Annotated in this window: 15 protein-coding genes; 6 read left to right on the top strand and 9 right to left on the bottom strand. The window is 60.0% G+C overall.

Features of this window, described 5'->3' with window-relative positions; translation table 11 throughout:
* On the bottom strand, positions 1-1,272 hold the full coding sequence (locus tag AC1MEW_RS07030; RefSeq protein WP_480425798.1) for a glutamate-5-semialdehyde dehydrogenase: 1,272 nt from the start codon (positions 1,270-1,272) through the stop codon (positions 1-3).
* Between the two features lie 188 nt (positions 1,273-1,460).
* On the opposite strand from AC1MEW_RS07030, the gene AC1MEW_RS07025 reads away from it, so the two are divergent.
* On the top strand, positions 1,461-2,156 hold the full coding sequence (locus AC1MEW_RS07025) for a DNA-3-methyladenine glycosylase (protein WP_480425796.1): 696 nt from the start codon (positions 1,461-1,463) through the stop codon (positions 2,154-2,156).
* 141 nt (positions 2,157-2,297) lie between these two features.
* Positions 2,298-3,614: a bifunctional DedA family/phosphatase PAP2 family protein gene (locus AC1MEW_RS07020; protein WP_480425794.1), complete on the top strand. Its 1,317-nt coding sequence runs from the start codon at positions 2,298-2,300 to the stop codon at positions 3,612-3,614.
* Between the two features lie 101 nt (positions 3,615-3,715).
* On the opposite strand, the gene AC1MEW_RS07015 is transcribed toward AC1MEW_RS07020, so the two are convergent.
* Genes AC1MEW_RS07015 through AC1MEW_RS07005 form a run of 3 tightly spaced genes read right to left on the bottom strand, consistent with a single transcriptional unit; the run spans position 3,716 to position 5,392 of the window.
* Entirely contained in the window at positions 3,716-4,306 is a 591-nt protein-coding gene (locus tag AC1MEW_RS07015; RefSeq protein ID WP_480425793.1) for an LON peptidase substrate-binding domain-containing protein, read from the bottom strand.
* A gap of 10 nt (positions 4,307-4,316) precedes the next feature.
* Entirely contained in the window at positions 4,317-5,033 is a 717-nt protein-coding gene (locus AC1MEW_RS07010) for an LrgB family protein (protein WP_201191900.1), read from the bottom strand.
* On the bottom strand, positions 5,030-5,392 hold the full coding sequence (locus AC1MEW_RS07005; protein ID WP_201191898.1) for a CidA/LrgA family protein: 363 nt from the start codon (positions 5,390-5,392) through the stop codon (positions 5,030-5,032). Before AC1MEW_RS07005 ends, AC1MEW_RS07010 begins: the two co-directional genes overlap by 4 nt.
* Before the next feature lie 196 nt (positions 5,393-5,588).
* Between AC1MEW_RS07005 and AC1MEW_RS07000 the strand changes: the two genes are divergently transcribed.
* The 3 genes from AC1MEW_RS07000 to AC1MEW_RS06990 all read left to right on the top strand — a co-directional run bounded on the left by AC1MEW_RS07000 (position 5,589) and on the right by AC1MEW_RS06990 (position 8,543).
* On the top strand, positions 5,589-6,044 hold the full coding sequence (locus AC1MEW_RS07000) for a MaoC family dehydratase (RefSeq protein ID WP_201198161.1): 456 nt from the start codon (positions 5,589-5,591) through the stop codon (positions 6,042-6,044).
* Positions 6,045-6,155: 111 nt separating this feature from the next.
* Positions 6,156-7,874, top strand: a complete 1,719-nt coding sequence (locus tag AC1MEW_RS06995) for a C13 family peptidase (RefSeq protein WP_201255362.1) — start codon at positions 6,156-6,158, stop codon at positions 7,872-7,874.
* A 27-nt stretch (positions 7,875-7,901) separates the two neighbouring features.
* A complete protein-coding gene (locus AC1MEW_RS06990) occupies positions 7,902-8,543 on the top strand; it encodes an oxidoreductase (RefSeq protein WP_201198163.1) in 642 nt (213 codons plus the stop codon).
* 72 nt (positions 8,544-8,615) lie between these two features.
* Here the strand turns inward: AC1MEW_RS06990 and AC1MEW_RS06985 are convergent, their stop codons facing one another.
* From AC1MEW_RS06985 to AC1MEW_RS06965, 5 genes are all read right to left on the bottom strand, one after another.
* The gene (locus AC1MEW_RS06985; protein ID WP_480423023.1) at positions 8,616-9,587 is read right to left on the bottom strand and encodes an IS110 family RNA-guided transposase; all 972 of its coding nucleotides are present in this window, start codon (positions 9,585-9,587) and stop codon (positions 8,616-8,618) included.
* 275 nt (positions 9,588-9,862) lie between these two features.
* On the bottom strand, positions 9,863-10,147 hold the full coding sequence (locus AC1MEW_RS06980) for a YceK/YidQ family lipoprotein (protein WP_201198164.1): 285 nt from the start codon (positions 10,145-10,147) through the stop codon (positions 9,863-9,865).
* On the bottom strand, positions 10,140-10,772 hold the full coding sequence (gene ubiX / locus AC1MEW_RS06975) for a flavin prenyltransferase UbiX (RefSeq protein WP_201198165.1): 633 nt from the start codon (positions 10,770-10,772) through the stop codon (positions 10,140-10,142). The genes AC1MEW_RS06980 and ubiX overlap by 8 nt, the downstream gene beginning before the upstream one ends.
* Positions 10,769-12,118, bottom strand: coding sequence for a UDP-N-acetylmuramate:L-alanyl-gamma-D-glutamyl-meso-diaminopimelate ligase (gene mpl / locus AC1MEW_RS06970; RefSeq protein WP_201198166.1), 1,350 nt, complete (start codon positions 12,116-12,118; stop codon positions 10,769-10,771). Before mpl ends, ubiX begins: the two co-directional genes overlap by 4 nt.
* A gap of 220 nt (positions 12,119-12,338) precedes the next feature.
* On the bottom strand, positions 12,339-14,252 hold the full coding sequence (locus tag AC1MEW_RS06965) for a sigma-54-dependent Fis family transcriptional regulator (protein ID WP_480425788.1): 1,914 nt from the start codon (positions 14,250-14,252) through the stop codon (positions 12,339-12,341).
* A 471-nt stretch (positions 14,253-14,723) separates the two neighbouring features.
* Here AC1MEW_RS06965 and exaC point away from each other — a divergent pair, with 471 nt between their 5' ends.
* The gene (exaC, locus tag AC1MEW_RS06960) at positions 14,724-16,244 is read left to right on the top strand and encodes an acetaldehyde dehydrogenase ExaC (protein WP_201191888.1); all 1,521 of its coding nucleotides are present in this window, start codon (positions 14,724-14,726) and stop codon (positions 16,242-16,244) included.
* Positions 16,245-16,328 lie beyond the last annotated feature (84 nt).

The following is a 16,328-nucleotide window of genomic DNA, read 5'->3' as shown; positions in this document are numbered from 1 at the left end:
TCAGACCGACTCCTGTCCGCGCAACTGGCCGTCGCCGACCACGATGTACTTCTCGCAGGTCAGACCTTCGAGGCCCACCGGGCCGCGGGCGTGCAGCTTATCAGTAGAAATGCCAATCTCGGCACCCAATCCGTATTCAAAGCCATCGGCGAAGCAGGTCGGCGTGTTGATCATCACCGACGACGAGTCGACTTCAGCCACGAAACGCCGGGTGTCAGCGAGGTTTTCACTGACGATCGAATCGGTGTGGTGAGAGCCGTACTTGTTGATGTGCTCGATGGCCTGATCCAAACCGTCGACCACGCGGATCGACAGAATCGGCGCCAGGTACTCGGTGTTCCAGTCTTCTTCAGTCGCGGCAACGGCCTCGATGATCGACCGGGTGCGTTCGCAACCGCGCAGTTCAACGCCTTTTTCGCGGAACTGTGCAGCCATCGACGGCAGGAAATCTTTGGCAACGCTTTGATCAACCAGCAAGGTTTCCATCGCGCCGCAGATGCCATAGCGGTAAGTCTTGGCATTGAAGGCGATGCGCTGGGCTTTCGGCAGGTCGGCGTGGGCACTGACGTAGACGTGGCAGATGCCGTCCAGATGCTTGATCACCGGCACACGAGCATCGCGGCTAACCCGTTCGATCAAGCCTTTGCCGCCGCGCGGCACGATCACGTCAACGTATTCAGGCATGGTGATCAGTGCGCCAACGGCTGCACGGTCAGTGGTTTCGACCACTTGCACCACGGCGGCTGGCAGATCGGCCTCGGCCAGGCCGCGCTGGATGCAGGCGGCAATGGCACGGTTGGAATGAATCGCTTCGGAACCGCCACGCAGGATGGTCGCGTTGCCGGACTTCAGGCACAGGCTGGCGGCATCGATGGTCACGTTCGGGCGGGACTCGTAGATGATCCCGATCACGCCCAGCGGCACACGCATCTTGCCGACCTGGATACCGGACGGGCGAAGGCTCATGTCGCGGATCGCGCCGACCGGGTCCGGCAGCGCCGCGACCTGGCGCAGGCCAATGATCATGCCGTCGATCCGTGCCGGGGTCAGCGCCAGGCGTTCCAGCAAGGCAGGCTCAAGACCGTTGGCGCGACCTGCGGCCAAATCCAGCTCATTGGCCGCCGTCAGCTCGCCGCGTGCAGCATCCAGCGCATTGGCAGCAGCCTGCAAGGCGCGGTTTTTCTGCGCAGTGCTGGCACGGCCGATGATGCGCGACGCTTCACGGGCAGCGCGACCCAGGCGGGTCATGTAGTCGAGGACGGACTCAGTCATGGTCGGGAGTGGTCTTTGCTGGATTTTGGAAAAGAGTAAAGCGGCAGATTATAGCTGTCGCGTCTCTGGACTAACAGCGGTGACGGGCGGATGGTCGAAATGGAGGGCAATTTGCCGACGTTCAGCCGTGATTAAGCTGCAAATTGTTATCATCGCGACTCAATCAGCCCTGATAAACGCCGTTCATCATGTCCAACCTGACTGTTCGCGCCGCCCTTTCAGCCCTGCCTACGGCGCTCCCGGACGGGTTTTTCGACCGTGACGCGCAAACTCTGGCCCGGGATTTACTCGGTAAAGTCATCCGTCATCGTGTCGGCGACCTGTGGCTCAGCGCCCGGATCATCGAGACTGAAGCGTATTACTGCGAAGAAAAAGGCAGTCACGCCTCCCTTGGCCACACAGAAAAGCGTAAGGCTTTGTTTCTGGATGGCGGCCACATCTATATGTATTACGCCCGGGGCGGCGATTCGCTGAACTTCAGCGCCCAAGGGCCGGGCAATGCGGTGCTGATCAAATCCGCTTATCCGTGGGTCGATGAATTGAGCGGGCCAGCGAGTCTGGCGCAGATGCTGGTGAACAATCCCGACGCCCAAGGCCGCCCTCGCCCCTCGCAAAAACTCTGCGCCGGGCAAACATTGCTGTGCAAGTCCCTGGGTTTGAAGGTGCCGGTCTGGGACGCCAAGCGCTTTGATCATGAAGTGCTGCTGGTGCAAGACGTCGGCCCGGCCCCCGCCCATATCATTCAAACCACTCGCCTGGGCATTCCCCACGGACGTGACGAACATCTGATGTACCGCTTCATTGATGCGGCTTATGCGCCGTATTGCACGCGGAACCCGCTGCGACGGGGACAGGTCGAAGGTCGCGATTATTTTTTGTTGTGAACACAATCTCCCTGTAGGAGCTGCCGAAGGCTGCGATCTTTTGATTTTGATCTTTTCAATACCGCAGAAAATCAAGATCAAAAGATCGCAGCCTTCGGCAGCTCCTACGCAGGGGTCAATTTGTAAAGTGGAGTTGTAGGTATGGGCCCATGGCTCGATAGCATCACCGGTTGGTTGACGGTCAATCCGCAGTGGCTGGCCGCCGCGGTGTTCATAGTGGCCTGCGTGGAATGCCTGGCGATTGCCGGGCTGATCGTGCCCGGTACCGTTTTGCTGTTTGCCATCGCGGTGCTGGCCGGCAGCGGCGCGCTGCCGCTCGGCGAAACACTATTGCTGGGTTTTCTCGGTGGTTTGTTCGGTGACATGGTTTCGTACTTTCTTGGGCGACATTTCCACCAGAACATTCGCCGCCTGCCGGGCTTGCGTCATCACCCGGAATGGATCTCCGGGGCCGAGTCTTATTTCCAGCGGTATGGCATCGCCAGCTTGTTAGTCGGGCGCTTCATCGGGCCGTTGCGGCCAATGCTGCCGATGGTCGCCGGGATGTTCGACATGCCCTTCCCGCGCTTTATCGCCGTCAGCCTGCTGGCCGCTGCGGGATGGAGCGTTGCCTACCTGCTGCCCGGCTGGGCCACAGGCGCGGCGATTCGCCTGCCATTACCGGAAGGCTTCTGGCCAGAAGCGGGGATCGTCGCCGGCAGCATTGCGGTCATGATCGGCTTGAGTGTCACCAGTAGCCTGCGTCGCCATCGCCACGCCAGCGCCTTCATTGCCAGCCTGGGCCTGGTGATTCTGCTCGGGCTGTTTTTCGGCTACCCGCACCTGAGCGCGCTCGATCAAGGCTTGATGACTCTGGTGCAAGAACACCGCAGCCCGATGATGGATGAGGTGGCCGTCATCTTCACGCTGCTCGGCGAGTTCCGAAATATGCTGGTGTTCAGCGCCCTGCTGACCGGCCTGCTGTTGCTGACACGGCAATGGCGTCAGGCGATTTTCGTTGGCGGCGCACTGTTGTGTACGGCGATTGGCAACACCGTGACCAAGCACTTTTTCGCCCGCCTGCGCCCGGAAGTGCTGACCGATCCACTGACCAGTTACAGCATGCCCAGCGGCCACGCCTCCGGCTCCTTCGCGTTGTTTCTGGCGCTCGGAGTTCTGGCTGGACGCGGACAACCACCACGAATGCGCCTGACCTGGCTGTTGCTGGGCTGCATGCCGGCGCTGGCAATTGCTATGTCGCGGGTGTACCTGGGCGCGCATTGGCCGACCGATGTACTGGCCGGCGCAATGCTGGCGGCGTGTGTCTGTGCGGCGAGCCTGTGGCTGAGTCAACGCCAGACACCACTCAACCCAATGCCACCTAAAGTCTGGTGGCTGGTGTTGCCGTCGATGCTGGCGTTGTTTGCGTTCTTTGCTTTACGGCATTTGCCGCATGCGATGTTGCGGTATGCCTATTAACGCGAGCCTTTAAAGATCAAAAGATCGCAGCCTTCGGCAGCTCCTACAGGGTGAACACATATCCCGTGTAGGAGCTGCCGCAGGCTGCGATCTTTTAGGGTTCAAGCAAACAGTTCGCCCTGCAACTCATCCAGCAACGCCTGAATCGCATCCAGCCGTTGCTGCGGGTCATCGAGTTGCAGCAGGTCAATCTTGTCCACTTCCGCAAACGGCAGCAGATACGCCAATTGATTGGCCAGTGACTGTTGCCCGGTTGCTTCAGTGCCCATGTTCAGCGCCTCGACCATCGGGTGTTCGGCCAAGGCCTTGAGCAGCGCAACCAGGTCAGCGTCTTCATCCTGCAACGGTTGCTCAGGTTCGTCTTCCAGCCACTCGACGTCGGCGACAGTCAGGTGATCGCGCTGGATCTCGGTGTGCAGGACATTGAAACGCCGGCCACCCTGCACCCGAATCCCCAACAGGCCGTTGTCCTGCTGTTTGAAGTCGGTGATCAATGCTTCACAGCCCACCAGCGCATAACCCGCCGGGGCGATACCGACTTCTTCGCCGTCCAGGATGCACACCACACCGAAGCCGCCGCCTTGTTTCATGCAGCGGCTGATCATGTCCAGGTAGCGCGCCTCGAAGATCTGCAAATCGAGGATGCAACCTGGGAACAGCACCGTGTTCAGCGGGAAAAGCGGCAGATTCATAGACATTTCCTTACACCACCATCGACACCGCCAACGGTAGGAACACCGCCGTGGCCACGCCCATCAGACTCATCGCCAGCGCCGCGAAGGCACCGCATTCTTCACTTTCCTGCAAGGCCACCGAAGTGCCGACCGCGTGGGCGGTCATGCCCAGGGCCATGCCGCGAGCCTCAGGGCTATGGACACCGAGCCGGGTCAAAAGACTCGGGCCGAAAATCGCACCGATCACGCCGGTAATCAACACGAACACCGCTGCCAGTGCCGCGACACCACCAATCTGCTCGGCCACCAGCATCGCAATCGGCGAGGTCACGGATTTCGGTGCCATGGTCATCAGGATCATATGTTCGGCACCAAACCACCAGCCCAGCAACACACCCATGCCCGTGGCGACCACGCCACCTATCACCAGCGTAGTAAAAATCGGCCAGAACAACTGCCGAATCCGTCGCAGATTCAAGTACAGCGGCACCGCCAACGCAACCGTGGCAGGGCCGAGCAGGATGCTGAGAATCTCGGTGCTCTTGCGGTACTCGGCGTAGGTCAGGCCGCAGCCCACCAGCACGCCGATCACCAGCACCATCGAGACCAGTACCGGTTGCAGGAAGATCCAGCGGGTTTTCTCGAACGCCGCGAGCACCAGTTGATAAGCGCCCAGCGTAATGCCGATGCCAAACAGCGGATGGTGAATCACCGAATCCAGGGCACCTTGCCAATCGAGGATCATTGGCCGTCTCCGCGATGGGCGTGGCGTTTGATCAGGCGCTGCATCAGCACCCCGACGAAGGCCATGGATAGCACCAACGACAACACCAGTGCGCCGGCGATGGCCCAGAAGTCTGCGGCAATGTCCTTGGCATAAACCATCACGCCCACCGCCGGCGGCACCAGCAGCAACGGCAGGTAACGCAGCAAACTGCCCGCGGCCAGGTTCAGCGGCTCGCCGACTTCGCCACGAATAATCAGGAACACCAGCAACAGCAGCAGGCCGATAATAGGTCCCGGCAGCACCGGCAAAAACAGGTGGTTGATGGCTGTGCCCAGCAATTGGAACAGCACCAGCCAGGTCAGGCCACGTAACAACATCCAGCATCTCCCGCAACGCTCGCCCCACAAAGCAGGGGCCGGGCATTATAAGCACGCCGACGCTATAGACCGGCATTCGCCAAAAGCATGGTCAGTTGACCGGAGCAATTTGTCATGTTGATCTAAAGTAGTAAGCCGGGAGGTCAAATCCCCCCACCTCAAAACTATAAAACCGATGAAACCAAGGAGAGTCTCAATGCCCTATGTTCCTGTTGCAGAGCTCAAAGATTATGTCGGCAAGGAACTTGGACGTTCCGAATGGCTCACCATCGATCAGGAGCGCATCAACCTGTTCGCCGAAGCCACAGGGGATTATCAGTTCATTCACGTCGACCCGGTCAAAGCCGCGAAAACCCCATTCGGCAGCACCATTGCCCACGGTTTCCTGTCGCTGTCGCTGATGCCCAAACTGATGGAAGACATCCTGATCCTGCCGGAAGGCGTGAAAATGGTGGTCAACTATGGCCTGGACAGCGTGCGCTTCATCCAGCCGGTGAAAGTCAATTCACGGGTACGGCTCAAGGTCGACATGAACGAAGTCACCGAGAAGAAACCCGGACAATGGCTGCTCAAGGCCACCGCAACACTGGAAATAGAAGGCTCGGACAAACCGGCGTACATCGCCGAACCGCTGTCCCTCTGTTTCGTATAAAGCCTCTGGATGCGAAGCAGCTCATGCTGTTTCGCGACTCTATTTATTCCCTCGCTATATAAGGTCGCATAGCTGCGGCATACTCGGTCGCCTAACTGCCCGGATCCCGCTATGCGCTCACTTGCACCCCTCGCTTTGACCCTGTTGCTCACCGCTTGTGGCGATGGCGAATCGCTGCTATCCCCTGACGCCCGACTGCCGGATGGCGGACGCTATCGCGGAGACTTGGTCAATGGGTTGCTGCAAGGCCAGGGCCGCATCGACTACCCGAACGGCAGTTGGTACGCCGGCCAGTTCGACAAGGGCCAATGGCATGGCCAGGGCGAGTGGCACGGCAGCAACGGCGAGGTGTATCGCGGGCAGTTCCAGCAAGGGCTCTTCGACGGCCAGGGCACGCTGACCACCAATGGCAGCAGCTACAGCGGCGGCTTCAAACTCGGCCGGCGCGACGGCGAAGGCACCCTCAAAGAAAACGGCATGACTTACCGCGGTGAGTTCAAGGCCGATCAGTATTCAGGGCTCGGCCGTCTCGAACTCGAGGACGGCAGCTCGTATCAAGGCCAGTTCGCCCATGGCAAGCCCAACGGCGAAGGCCAGCGTGGAGATGCCAGCGGCAATCAGTTCAGCGGGCATTTTGTCGACGGCCAGCTGGAAGGCAACGGCACCTTCAACAGCGCCGACGGTGATATCTACGTCGGTGCCTTCAAAGACAACCAGCTCAACGGTAAGGGGCGCTACGAGAACGCCGATGGCGATGTCTGGATCGGTCAGTTCAAGGAAGGCGTGCTCAACGGCAAAGGCGAGCTGATCGGCACCGACGGCAGCCATTACATCGGCCAGTTCAGCGATTGGCGCTTCACCGGCCCGGGCCGCTTGAACCTGGCCGACGGCAGTTTCTACGTCGGCGGATTCGACGCTGACAGCTATCAAGGTCGCGGCACCCTGGTGCTGACCGACGGTACCGTCATCAGCGGCACCTGGATCAACGGCCAACGCGTCCGTGACGCCGACGGCAAGTTGTTGCCCGACACCCTTGAGCTCGGCTTGCTGGCCCAGGGCCGCTTGCTCGACGAAGCGCTAGCCAACGTGCCTGCCTCGACCCCGGCGGTTGAGCTGTACAGCCTGACGCTCGGCGGCGACGGCAAGCAGAGCGTATTCCTGCGCGAATCCGACTACGTCGCCAACATGCTCGCCAGCCGCTTCGGCGCCTACGGCCAGATCCGCCTGGTCAACCATCGCGATCACCTCACCGACCGGCCGATGGCCACCCGGGAAAACCTGCGCCGCGCTGCCCTGACCCTGGCCGAACGCAGTGGCCCGGAAGACCTGATATTCATCTACCTGACCAGCCACGGCACCAGCGAACACGAACTGGTACTCGACCAGCCACGAATGGAGCTGGCCGACCTGCCGGCCGACGAACTGGCTGCGGTCCTCGCGCCCCTGAAGAATCGCGACAAGATCATCGTGATTTCATCCTGCTATTCCGGCGGCTTCATTCCGGCGTTGAAAGACGAACGAACCCTGATCATGACGGCCTCGCGGGCTGACCGGGTGTCCTTCGGTTGCTCGGAAGAAGCCAACTTCACCTACTTCGGCGACGCGCTGTTCGCTCAGGCGCTGAACCAGACCGACGACCTGGAGCAAGCCTTCAAACTGGCCAAGGCCACCGTTGCCGAGCGCGAGCTGGCGGACAATTTCGAAGCCTCTGAACCGCAGATCTGGGCGCCGAAAACCGTGCTCGCACACTGGCAATTGCTGCGCAAACAACAAGCGCGAAAAGCATTACAAAGTGCTGCTATCAGCAGCAAGGACGCCAAGAGCAACTAAGCTGAATAGTATCAAGGGGGAAACACTATGTACTTGACGCCTCAGCATGTCTTGCTTGCCGGAGCTACTGGCCTAACCGGCGAACGTTTGCTCGATCGCCTGCTCAATGAGCCAACGATTACGCGGGTCCTGGCACCGTCACGCCGGCCACTGGCCGAGCACCCTCACCTGGAAAACCCGGTCGGCGACCCGGCGGTGTTTCTGCCGCAACTGAACGGTCGCGTCGACATCGCCTACTGCTGCCTCGGCACCACAATCAAACAGGCCGGCACCGAGCAGGCGTTTCGCGCGGTGGACCTGGACATGGTAGTGGCGTTCGCCAAGCGCGCACGGGAAATGGGCGCCCGACACCTGATCGTGATCAGCGCCTTGGGTGCTGATCCAAAATCCTCGGTTTTCTACAATCGGGTCAAAGGCGAAATGGAACAAGCCTTGCGCGCGCAAGACTGGCCGCAGTTGACCATTTGCCGCCCTTCCCTACTGCTGGGTGAGCGCCTCGAACCGCGGCTGGCCGAGCAATTCGCCGGGCCGTTGTCGCGATTGATTCCCGGCAAATACCGCGGCATCGAAGCCTGCCAACTGGCCCGCGCCATGTGGCGACTGGCGCTGGAAGAGCAGGATGGCGTGCGGGTGGTTGAGTCGGATGAGCTGCGTAAATTAGGTAAATAAGATCAAAAGATCGCAGCCTTCGGCAGCTCCTACAGGGTGAACACATATCCCATGTAGATACCGTCTTGAATCTCACCGAGCAAGCGCAAATTCAGGGTCATATGGCTGGCCCGATTTGAGCACTGCGTAAACGTAATGCAGCAGCTTGCGCATGGCAGCACAGATGATCTGCTTGGGGGCCTTGCCGTTGGCCTTCAGGCGATCTTTCATGGCGATTATTGCTTTGTTGTGTTGCAACGCGACCAAGCCCGGCATGTATAGGCCTGCGCGCAAGCGCGCTGAGCCGATCTTCGAGATCGGGCTGCGGCCCTTGAGGAGCCCTGATTCCTGGAGTTCTGGATTCAGGCCAGCAGCCGCGACAAGTTTTCGAGGGTCGTCGTACTTGCGCAGGTCGCCCAGCTCAGCCAGCAACCGCTCAAGCGTTTTCTCGCCAATGCCGTCGATGGTCACGACCAAGTCGCGCATCTGGCGCATGTCGGGGTCGTCATCGATATGTTTTTTGATCGCCTTGTGGGTTTCAACGATTTCTTTTTCGATGTGGCCAATCACCGAGTTGATCGACTCTTTGACCTTTTCGTCGGACACGTCCAGACGATTACGCTCCATTTGCTCCATCTCTTGAAGGTCATCCAGGCGACGAACCATGGCCTTCAGTTGGCGGAACTTCAGCGGTTCCGGAGCCCAAAGCTTGAGCTTTTCATTTTTTTCTTTAGCGAAGTCGGCGATCAGCTTGGCATCACTCTTGTCGGTTTTGATCCGACGTAACTCGCTGCCCGCATACGCGTGAGTCGTGGCCGGATTCACCACGCAGACCCGATAACCCTTGTTGTAGACGAACTCGGCGAGCTCCAGATGATAGACACTGGTCGCTTCCATCACGATCAGGGTCGAAGGCTCGGCCTGCTTCTGCAACCAAACTTCAAACTCTTTGAAACCCTTGGAATTGTTAGCCAGTTTGGCCTTGGTTTTATGCTTGCCATTTGGCAGATGTGTAGCGATATCAAAGGTGTTTTTAGCGACATCGACGCCGACGAAACTGGACATAACACTCTCCCAATCAGATCAATTGCGATCATCACTGCACTCTGTCCGACCTTGCGAATGCGGGCTCTAGCCAGAGGCGGGCCCAAGATACCGTTCGAACTATACGAGTGAGTGCGGAGGGTTGGAGCACGATCTACGTCACAGGCAAAAAGCCTAAGGAGCTGCACGGCTTCCAGGTCCCTCCCTCGATGATCAGTCGAGAACTATCGCTCCTGACGGAGCAATAGTCGAGATACAAGGAGCTGTCGAAGGCTGCGATCTTTTGCTTTGGCTTTTTACAACCCGCCCGTCGCCTGGAACCCAACCCCAATCACCGTCAACACCGACAACGGCAACAGCAAGGTGTCGAGCAACGCGCTGGCCGGCAGGTCGACATTGGGATAACTCGGGGCTTCGGCACCGAAACGATCCTTGGCGCAACAACCGCCGTTCATCGCATACAAATCCAGCCGCGTCCCCGAATACACCACCGGCGCACCCGGCTGCGCGGCATTCAGGGTACGAGCGGTGGCGCAACCGGTCAGTTGCAACGCCAGCAACACCATCAGCAGCTTATTCATCGCTGCTCAAATGATGCTCGCCCCAACGCGGCAGCATGTCCTGAGGAATGTTCAACAGATTGAGAATCCGCGCGACGACGAAGTCGATCAGGTCGTCGATGGTCTGTGGCTGATGATAGAAACCCGGCGACGCCGGCATAATCGTCACGCCCATGTTCGACAACTTGAGCATGTGCTCCAGATGAATGCTCGAGTACGGCGCCTCACGCGGCACCAGAATCAATTGGCGGCGCTCCTTCAAGGTCACGTCGGCGGCCCGCTCGATCAGGTTGTTGCAGGCACCGGTCGCGATAGCCGACAAAGTCCCCGTCGAGCACGGCACCACCACCATCGCCGCTGGCGCACCGGAGCCCGAGGCCACCGGCGACATCCAGTCTTCCTTGCCGTACACCTTGATTTGCCCGGCGGCAGCCCCGGTGTACTCGGTGAGGAAGGCCTGCATGGTCTGCGGCTTGGGCGGCAGCGTCACGTCAGTCTCGGTGGCCATCACCAGTTGCGCAGCCTTGGAGATCAGAAAGTGCACCTCCCGGTCCTCGCGCACCAGGCAATCAAGCAGGCGCAAGCCGTACTGGGCGCCGGAAGCACCGGTCATCGCCAGCGTAATGCGCTCCGGGCCGTTGTTCATTGCAGCGCCTCGGCGAGTTTGCCATGCAGGCCGCCGAAGCCGCCGTTGCTCATGATCACCACGTGGGTGCCGGGCTGGGCCTGGCTTTTCACACGTTCGATGATGCCTTCGAGTGAGTCGCTGACAATCGATGGCACGGTGCACAGTGCCGCCGTCCCCGCCAGGTCCCAGCCGAGGTTCGCCGGTGCGTACCAGATCACCTGATCGGCATCGACCACGCTTTCCGGCAAACCGTCACGGTGCGCGCCGAGCTTCATGGAGTTGGAGCGCGGTTCGATGATCGCGATCAACGGCGCATCGCCAATGTGTTTGCGCAGACCATCGAGCGTGGTGGCAATGGCAGTCGGGTGGTGCGCGAAGTCATCGTAAATGGTGATACCACGGACTTCCGCGACTTTCTCCATCCGGCGCTTCACGCTTTTGAACGCACTCAGCGCCGCAATGCCCATGGACGGCACCACGCCGACATGGCGGGCCGCCGCCAAGGTCGCCAAGGCGTTGGCGACGTTGTGCTGGCCGGTCATGTCCCACTCGACCACGCCTTGGGCGACGCCTTCGAACATCACTTCAAACTTGGAACCGTCTTCGCTCAGCAGTTTGACCTGCCACTGACCGCCGGCACCGGTGGTTTGCACCGGGGTCCAGCAGCCCATTTCGATCACGCGCTTCAGCGCCGGCTCGGTGGTCGGATGGATCACCAGGCCTTCGCTCGGGATGGTCCGCACCAAATGGTGGAACTGCCGCTCGATGGCTGGCAGATCGGGGAAGATGTCCGCGTGATCGAACTCAAGATTGTTCAGGATCGCCGTGCGTGGGCGGTAGTGAACGAACTTGGAGCGCTTATCGAAGAACGCGCTGTCGTATTCGTCGGCTTCGATCACGAAGAACGGTGTGCCACCCAAACGAGCGGACACCGAGAAATTCTGCGGCACGCCCCCGATCAGGAAACCCGGGCTCATGCCCGCGTGCTCCAGTACCCAGGCAAGCATGCTGCTGGTGGTGGTCTTGCCGTGAGTGCCGGCAACGGCCAGCACCCAGCGACCTTGCAGCACGTGATCCGCCAGCCATTGCGGGCCGGAAACGTAGGGCAGGCCTTTGTTCAGTACGTACTCGACGGCCGGGTTGCCACGAGACATGGCGTTGCCAATCACCACCAGATCCGGTGCCGGATCGAGTTGGGCGGGATCGTAGCCTTGGGTCAACTGAATGCCCTGAGCCTCAAGCTGAGTACTCATCGGCGGATAGACGTTGGCATCGGAGCCGGTCACGTGATGGCCCAGCTCTTTGGCCAGAACCGCCATCGAACCCATGAAAGTGCCGCAGATACCCAGAATATGAATGTGCATAGTCGACCTCGTAAAACATGGCCGCAGGTTAGCGTAGGGTAGGAAAAATCGCACTCTTTAGCTGAGACCGGTATGCACTTCTGTGGCGAGGGAGCTTGCTCCCGCTCGGCTGCGCAGCAGTCGTAAACCTGAGTTCGCGATGTGTCTGATACACCGCAGTTGCAGGTTTTGGGGCCGCTGCGCAGCCCAGCGGGAGCAAGCTCCCTCGCCACAAAAGCCTTTAGCGGGCTATGCCGTGCTTACGCAATTTGCGATAAAGGGTATTGCGGCTGACACCAAGCTGTTCAGCCGTATGCGTCATATGCCAGCGCGTCTGCTCCAACGCATTGAGCAACGCCAGCCGCTCGGCATCCTCCAGCGGATGCTCCGACGACTCTTCAACCACCAACGCAACCGCCGGCCGGGCCTGGCGAATCATCGCCGGCAAATCCTCCAGCCCGACTCGCCCGCCATCACACAATGCCGCCAGCGTGCGCAGTACATTGCGCAACTGCCGCACGTTGCCTGGCCAAGCAAAAGCGAGCAAGGCCTGACGCGCCGGCTGGTCAATCAACACGGTTTCCCCGCCAGCCTCTTCCGCCAGCAAGAAATCCAGCAACTGGGATTTATCGCTGCGCTCACGCAACGCCGGCAACGCCACTTCCAGGCCATTGAGCCGGTAGTACAAATCCTCGCGGAAGCTGCCGTCCTGCACCCGATCCAGCAAATTCCGGTGGGTAGCGCTGATAATTCTGACGTTGACCGACTCCGGTTCACCGCCAATCGGCACCACTTGGCGATCTTCCAGCACCCTTAATAGCCGGGTCTGCAAGGCCAGCGGCATGTCGCCGATTTCATCAAGGAACAACGTGCCGCCATCGGCCTGCTGCAACTTGCCGCGCATGCCTTCCTTGCGTGCACCGGTGAAGCTGCCGCCGCGATAGCCGAACAGCTCGCTTTCGATCAGGCTTTCGGGGATGGCCGCGCAGTTGAGGGCGACAAAGGATTTTTCGGCCCGCTGGCTGGCCTGGTGCACCGCTTTGGCAAAGGCTTCCTTGCCGGAACCGGTTTCGCCGTTGATCAGCAGCGGCACGTCTCGTTCGAACACCCGCAGGGCCTTGCGGAAATCTTCTTGCAACGCGGCATCGCCCAGGCAGATACCGGACAAGCGCGGACGCTCGGCAATCACCGGACGCTGTACCACCGGCACCGGAATACTGCGCGGCTGACCGCGCAACACGGCAAACAGACTGCGTCCGTCACGGGTGCGCAACGGCCAACTGGCGCTGGCATTCACGCTCGCGCGGCCGAGCAACTCATCCAGCGAGCAATCGAAAAACGCTTCCACCGGTTTACCCAGCAATCCGCCGCGTATGTGCCCGAGCAAGTTCAACGCACTCTGGTTGACCGCACTGATCCGCCCTTCGCCATCGAACGCCAACAGCCCTTCACTGAACAGCCCGACGGACTCAGCTTGCAAGTGAAAACGCAGCAACCATTGATTGTCGAAGTAACGCAGGAAATAACAGCTCTCGATCATCTTCGCCGAGAGATTGACCAGCGCCATGGTGTGGAACTGGCTCTGGCGCGAGACTTCATGGCGCGCGGAAGATACGTCGAGCACTGCCAGCAGTTCGCCATGCGGGTCGAACACCGGGCTTGCCGAGCAGGTCAGGCCGGTGTGGCGACCGCGGAAGTGTTCATCCTGGTGAATGGTCAGGGACTGACGCTCCACCAGGCAGGTGCCGATGCCGTTGGTGCCTTCGCAGGCTTCGCTCCAGTCGGCGCCAAGCCAGAGCCCGGCGCGCTCGAAAATCTTCCGTTCGGCGGGGGCAGTGACGCAATTGAGGATCACCCCACGGGCGTCGGTCAGCAGCACCGCGTGGCCGGCGCCCGAAAGTTGCTGATGCAGACTGGTCATTTCGTTGCCGGCAATCTGCAGCACTTGCTGCAAGCGTTCACGGCTTTCCAGCACCCGGCCATGTTCCAGCACCGTCGGCGCAATCGTCAGGGCCGGGTCGAGGTGATAATCCTCAAGACAGCGCAGCCAGGAACGGGCAATCGACGGATCGCTGCCAGGGCCGTACAGGTGCGATTTGCCCTGGGTAACGGTCAGGACTTGCTGGGCATGGCGACTCAAATGGTTGTCGTGCATTTCTTATTATTCCCCGAAAGGTTTGCTGCTTCTGCATAGCAACTGCCAAACACTGCACCTGTGGCGAGGGGGCTTGCCCCCGTTCGGCTGCGCAGCAGTCGTAAATCCTGAGCACGCGGTGTAACAGGTAAATCGAGGTGGCTGGTTTTGGGGCCGCTTCGCAGCCCAACGGGGGTAAACCCCCTCGCCACAAGGAAGACCTGCATGGCGATTTGAGGCCCAGCATCCTCCAGCCTCCATTGCTTTGCAATGCTGGCAAGACCACCCAGTCACAGCCTGTGCCACAAGCGGTACAAACTGTCACCCAGGCTGTACCGAAACCGTCACAGACGCCGCCCGCTTGTCCGACATAAACCGCGCAAGGCCTTGATTTGCCTGACCTGCAAGGCAGTGGCCCAACCTTTGCTCTACGCTTATAACAAGCGCACATGCGCTCTCCCTTATAAGCACAAAAGCCAAGGAGAAATCACCATGCGTTACGCTCACCCCGGTACTGAAGGCGCTATCGTTTCGTTCAAGAGCAAATACGGTAACTACATCGGCGGCGAGTTCGTCGCGCCTGTTAAAGGTCAGTACTTCACCAATACCTCGCCAGTGAATGGCCAACCGATTGCCGAATTCCCACGCTCCACGGCCGAAGACATCGATAAAGCCCTGGACGCTGCCCACGCCGCTGCCGATGCCTGGGGCGCCACGTCCGCCCAGGCGCGCTCGCTGGTGCTGCTGAAAATTGCCGACCGCATCGAGCAGAACCTGGAACTGTTGGCGATCACCGAATCCTGGGACAACGGCAAAGCCGTTCGCGAAACCCTCAACGCTGACATCCCGCTGGCGGCGGATCACTTCCGCTACTTCGCCGGTTGCATCCGCGCCCAGGAAGGCAGCGCTGCCGAAATCGACGGCAACACCGTGGCTTATCACATCCATGAACCGCTGGGCGTGGTCGGGCAGATCATCCCGTGGAACTTCCCGATCCTGATGGCTGCCTGGAAACTCGCTCCGGCCCTGGCCGCCGGTAACTGTGTGGTGCTCAAGCCTGCCGAGCAAACCCCGCTGGGCATCACCGTGCTGATGGAACTGATCGGCGACCTGCTGCCGCCCGGCGTGCTCAACGTGGTGCAAGGGTTCGGCAAAGAAGCCGGCGAAGCCCTGGCCACCAGCAAGCGCATCGCCAAGATCGCCTTCACCGGCTCGACCCCGGTTGGCTCGCACATCATGCACGCAGCTGCCGAAAACATTATTCCGTCCACCGTGGAGCTCGGTGGCAAGTCTCCGAACATCTTCTTCGCCGACATCATGCAAGCCGAACCGACCTTCATCGAAAAAGCCGCTGAAGGCCTGGTACTGGCGTTCTTCAACCAGGGCGAAGTCTGCACCTGCCCGTCCCGCGCACTGGTTCAGGAGTCGATCTACGACGACTTCATGAAAGTCGTGATGAAGAAAGTCCTGTCGATCAAACGTGGTGACCCGCTGGACACCGACACCATGGTCGGCGCCCAGGCGTCCGAGCAGCAATTCGACAAAATCCTTTCATACCTGGAAATCGCCAAGGGCGAAGGCGCCGAGCTGCTGACCGGCGGCAAGGTGGAAAAACTCGAGGGCAACCTGGCGACCGGGTATTACATCCAGCCGACCCTGCTCAAGGGCACCAATAAAATGCGTGTGTTCCAGGAAGAAATCTTTGGCCCGGTGGTGAGCATCACCACGTTCAAGGACGAAGCCGAAGCCCTGGCCATCGCCAACGACACCGAGTTCGGCCTCGGTGCCGGCCTCTGGACCCGCGACATCAACCGCGCCTACCGCATGGGCCGCGCCATCAAGGCCGGTCGTGTGTGGACCAACTGCTATCACCTGTACCCGGCGCATGCCGCGTTCGGTGGTTACAAAAAGTCCGGCGTCGGCCGTGAAACCCACAAAATGATGCTCGATCACTATCAGCAGACCAAAAACCTGCTGGTGAGCTACGACATCAATCCGTTGGGCTTCTTCTAAAAACCGAGGGCGACACAGAGGTTTCTGTGTCGCCCTTCAAATAGCTTTCGCGAGCAAGCCCGCTCCCACATTGGATTTGTGATG

The organism is Pseudomonas sp. ASL4 (assembly GCF_056680395.1).
Note: the sequence above shows the minus strand (reverse complement) of the source record. Positions and strands in the feature narration are given on the sequence as shown.

Bases quoted from the DNA above. Each gene is read 5' to 3' on its own strand.
- AC1MEW_RS07030 (WP_480425798.1), bottom strand. From the start codon at position 1,272: ATGACTGAGTCCGTCCTCGACTACATGACCCGCCTGGGTCGCGCTGCC.
- AC1MEW_RS07025 (WP_480425796.1), top strand. From the start codon at position 1,461: ATGTCCAACCTGACTGTTCGCGCCGCCCTTTCAGCCCTGCCTACGGCG.
- AC1MEW_RS07020 (WP_480425794.1), top strand. From the start codon at position 2,298: ATGGGCCCATGGCTCGATAGCATCACCGGTTGGTTGACGGTCAATCCG.
- AC1MEW_RS07015 (WP_480425793.1), bottom strand. From the start codon at position 4,306: ATGAATCTGCCGCTTTTCCCGCTGAACACGGTGCTGTTCCCAGGTTGC.
- AC1MEW_RS07010 (WP_201191900.1), bottom strand. From the start codon at position 5,033: ATGATCCTCGATTGGCAAGGTGCCCTGGATTCGGTGATTCACCATCCG.
- AC1MEW_RS07005 (WP_201191898.1), bottom strand. From the start codon at position 5,392: ATGTTGTTACGTGGCCTGACCTGGCTGGTGCTGTTCCAATTGCTGGGC.
- AC1MEW_RS07000 (WP_201198161.1), top strand. From the start codon at position 5,589: ATGCCCTATGTTCCTGTTGCAGAGCTCAAAGATTATGTCGGCAAGGAA.
- AC1MEW_RS06995 (WP_201255362.1), top strand. From the start codon at position 6,156: ATGCGCTCACTTGCACCCCTCGCTTTGACCCTGTTGCTCACCGCTTGT.
- AC1MEW_RS06990 (WP_201198163.1), top strand. From the start codon at position 7,902: ATGTACTTGACGCCTCAGCATGTCTTGCTTGCCGGAGCTACTGGCCTA.
- AC1MEW_RS06985 (WP_480423023.1), bottom strand. From the start codon at position 9,587: ATGTCCAGTTTCGTCGGCGTCGATGTCGCTAAAAACACCTTTGATATC.
- AC1MEW_RS06980 (WP_201198164.1), bottom strand. From the start codon at position 10,147: ATGAATAAGCTGCTGATGGTGTTGCTGGCGTTGCAACTGACCGGTTGC.
- ubiX (WP_201198165.1), bottom strand. From the start codon at position 10,772: ATGAACAACGGCCCGGAGCGCATTACGCTGGCGATGACCGGTGCTTCC.
- mpl (WP_201198166.1), bottom strand. From the start codon at position 12,118: ATGCACATTCATATTCTGGGTATCTGCGGCACTTTCATGGGTTCGATG.
- AC1MEW_RS06965 (WP_480425788.1), bottom strand. From the start codon at position 14,252: ATGCACGACAACCATTTGAGTCGCCATGCCCAGCAAGTCCTGACCGTT.
- exaC (WP_201191888.1), top strand. From the start codon at position 14,724: ATGCGTTACGCTCACCCCGGTACTGAAGGCGCTATCGTTTCGTTCAAG.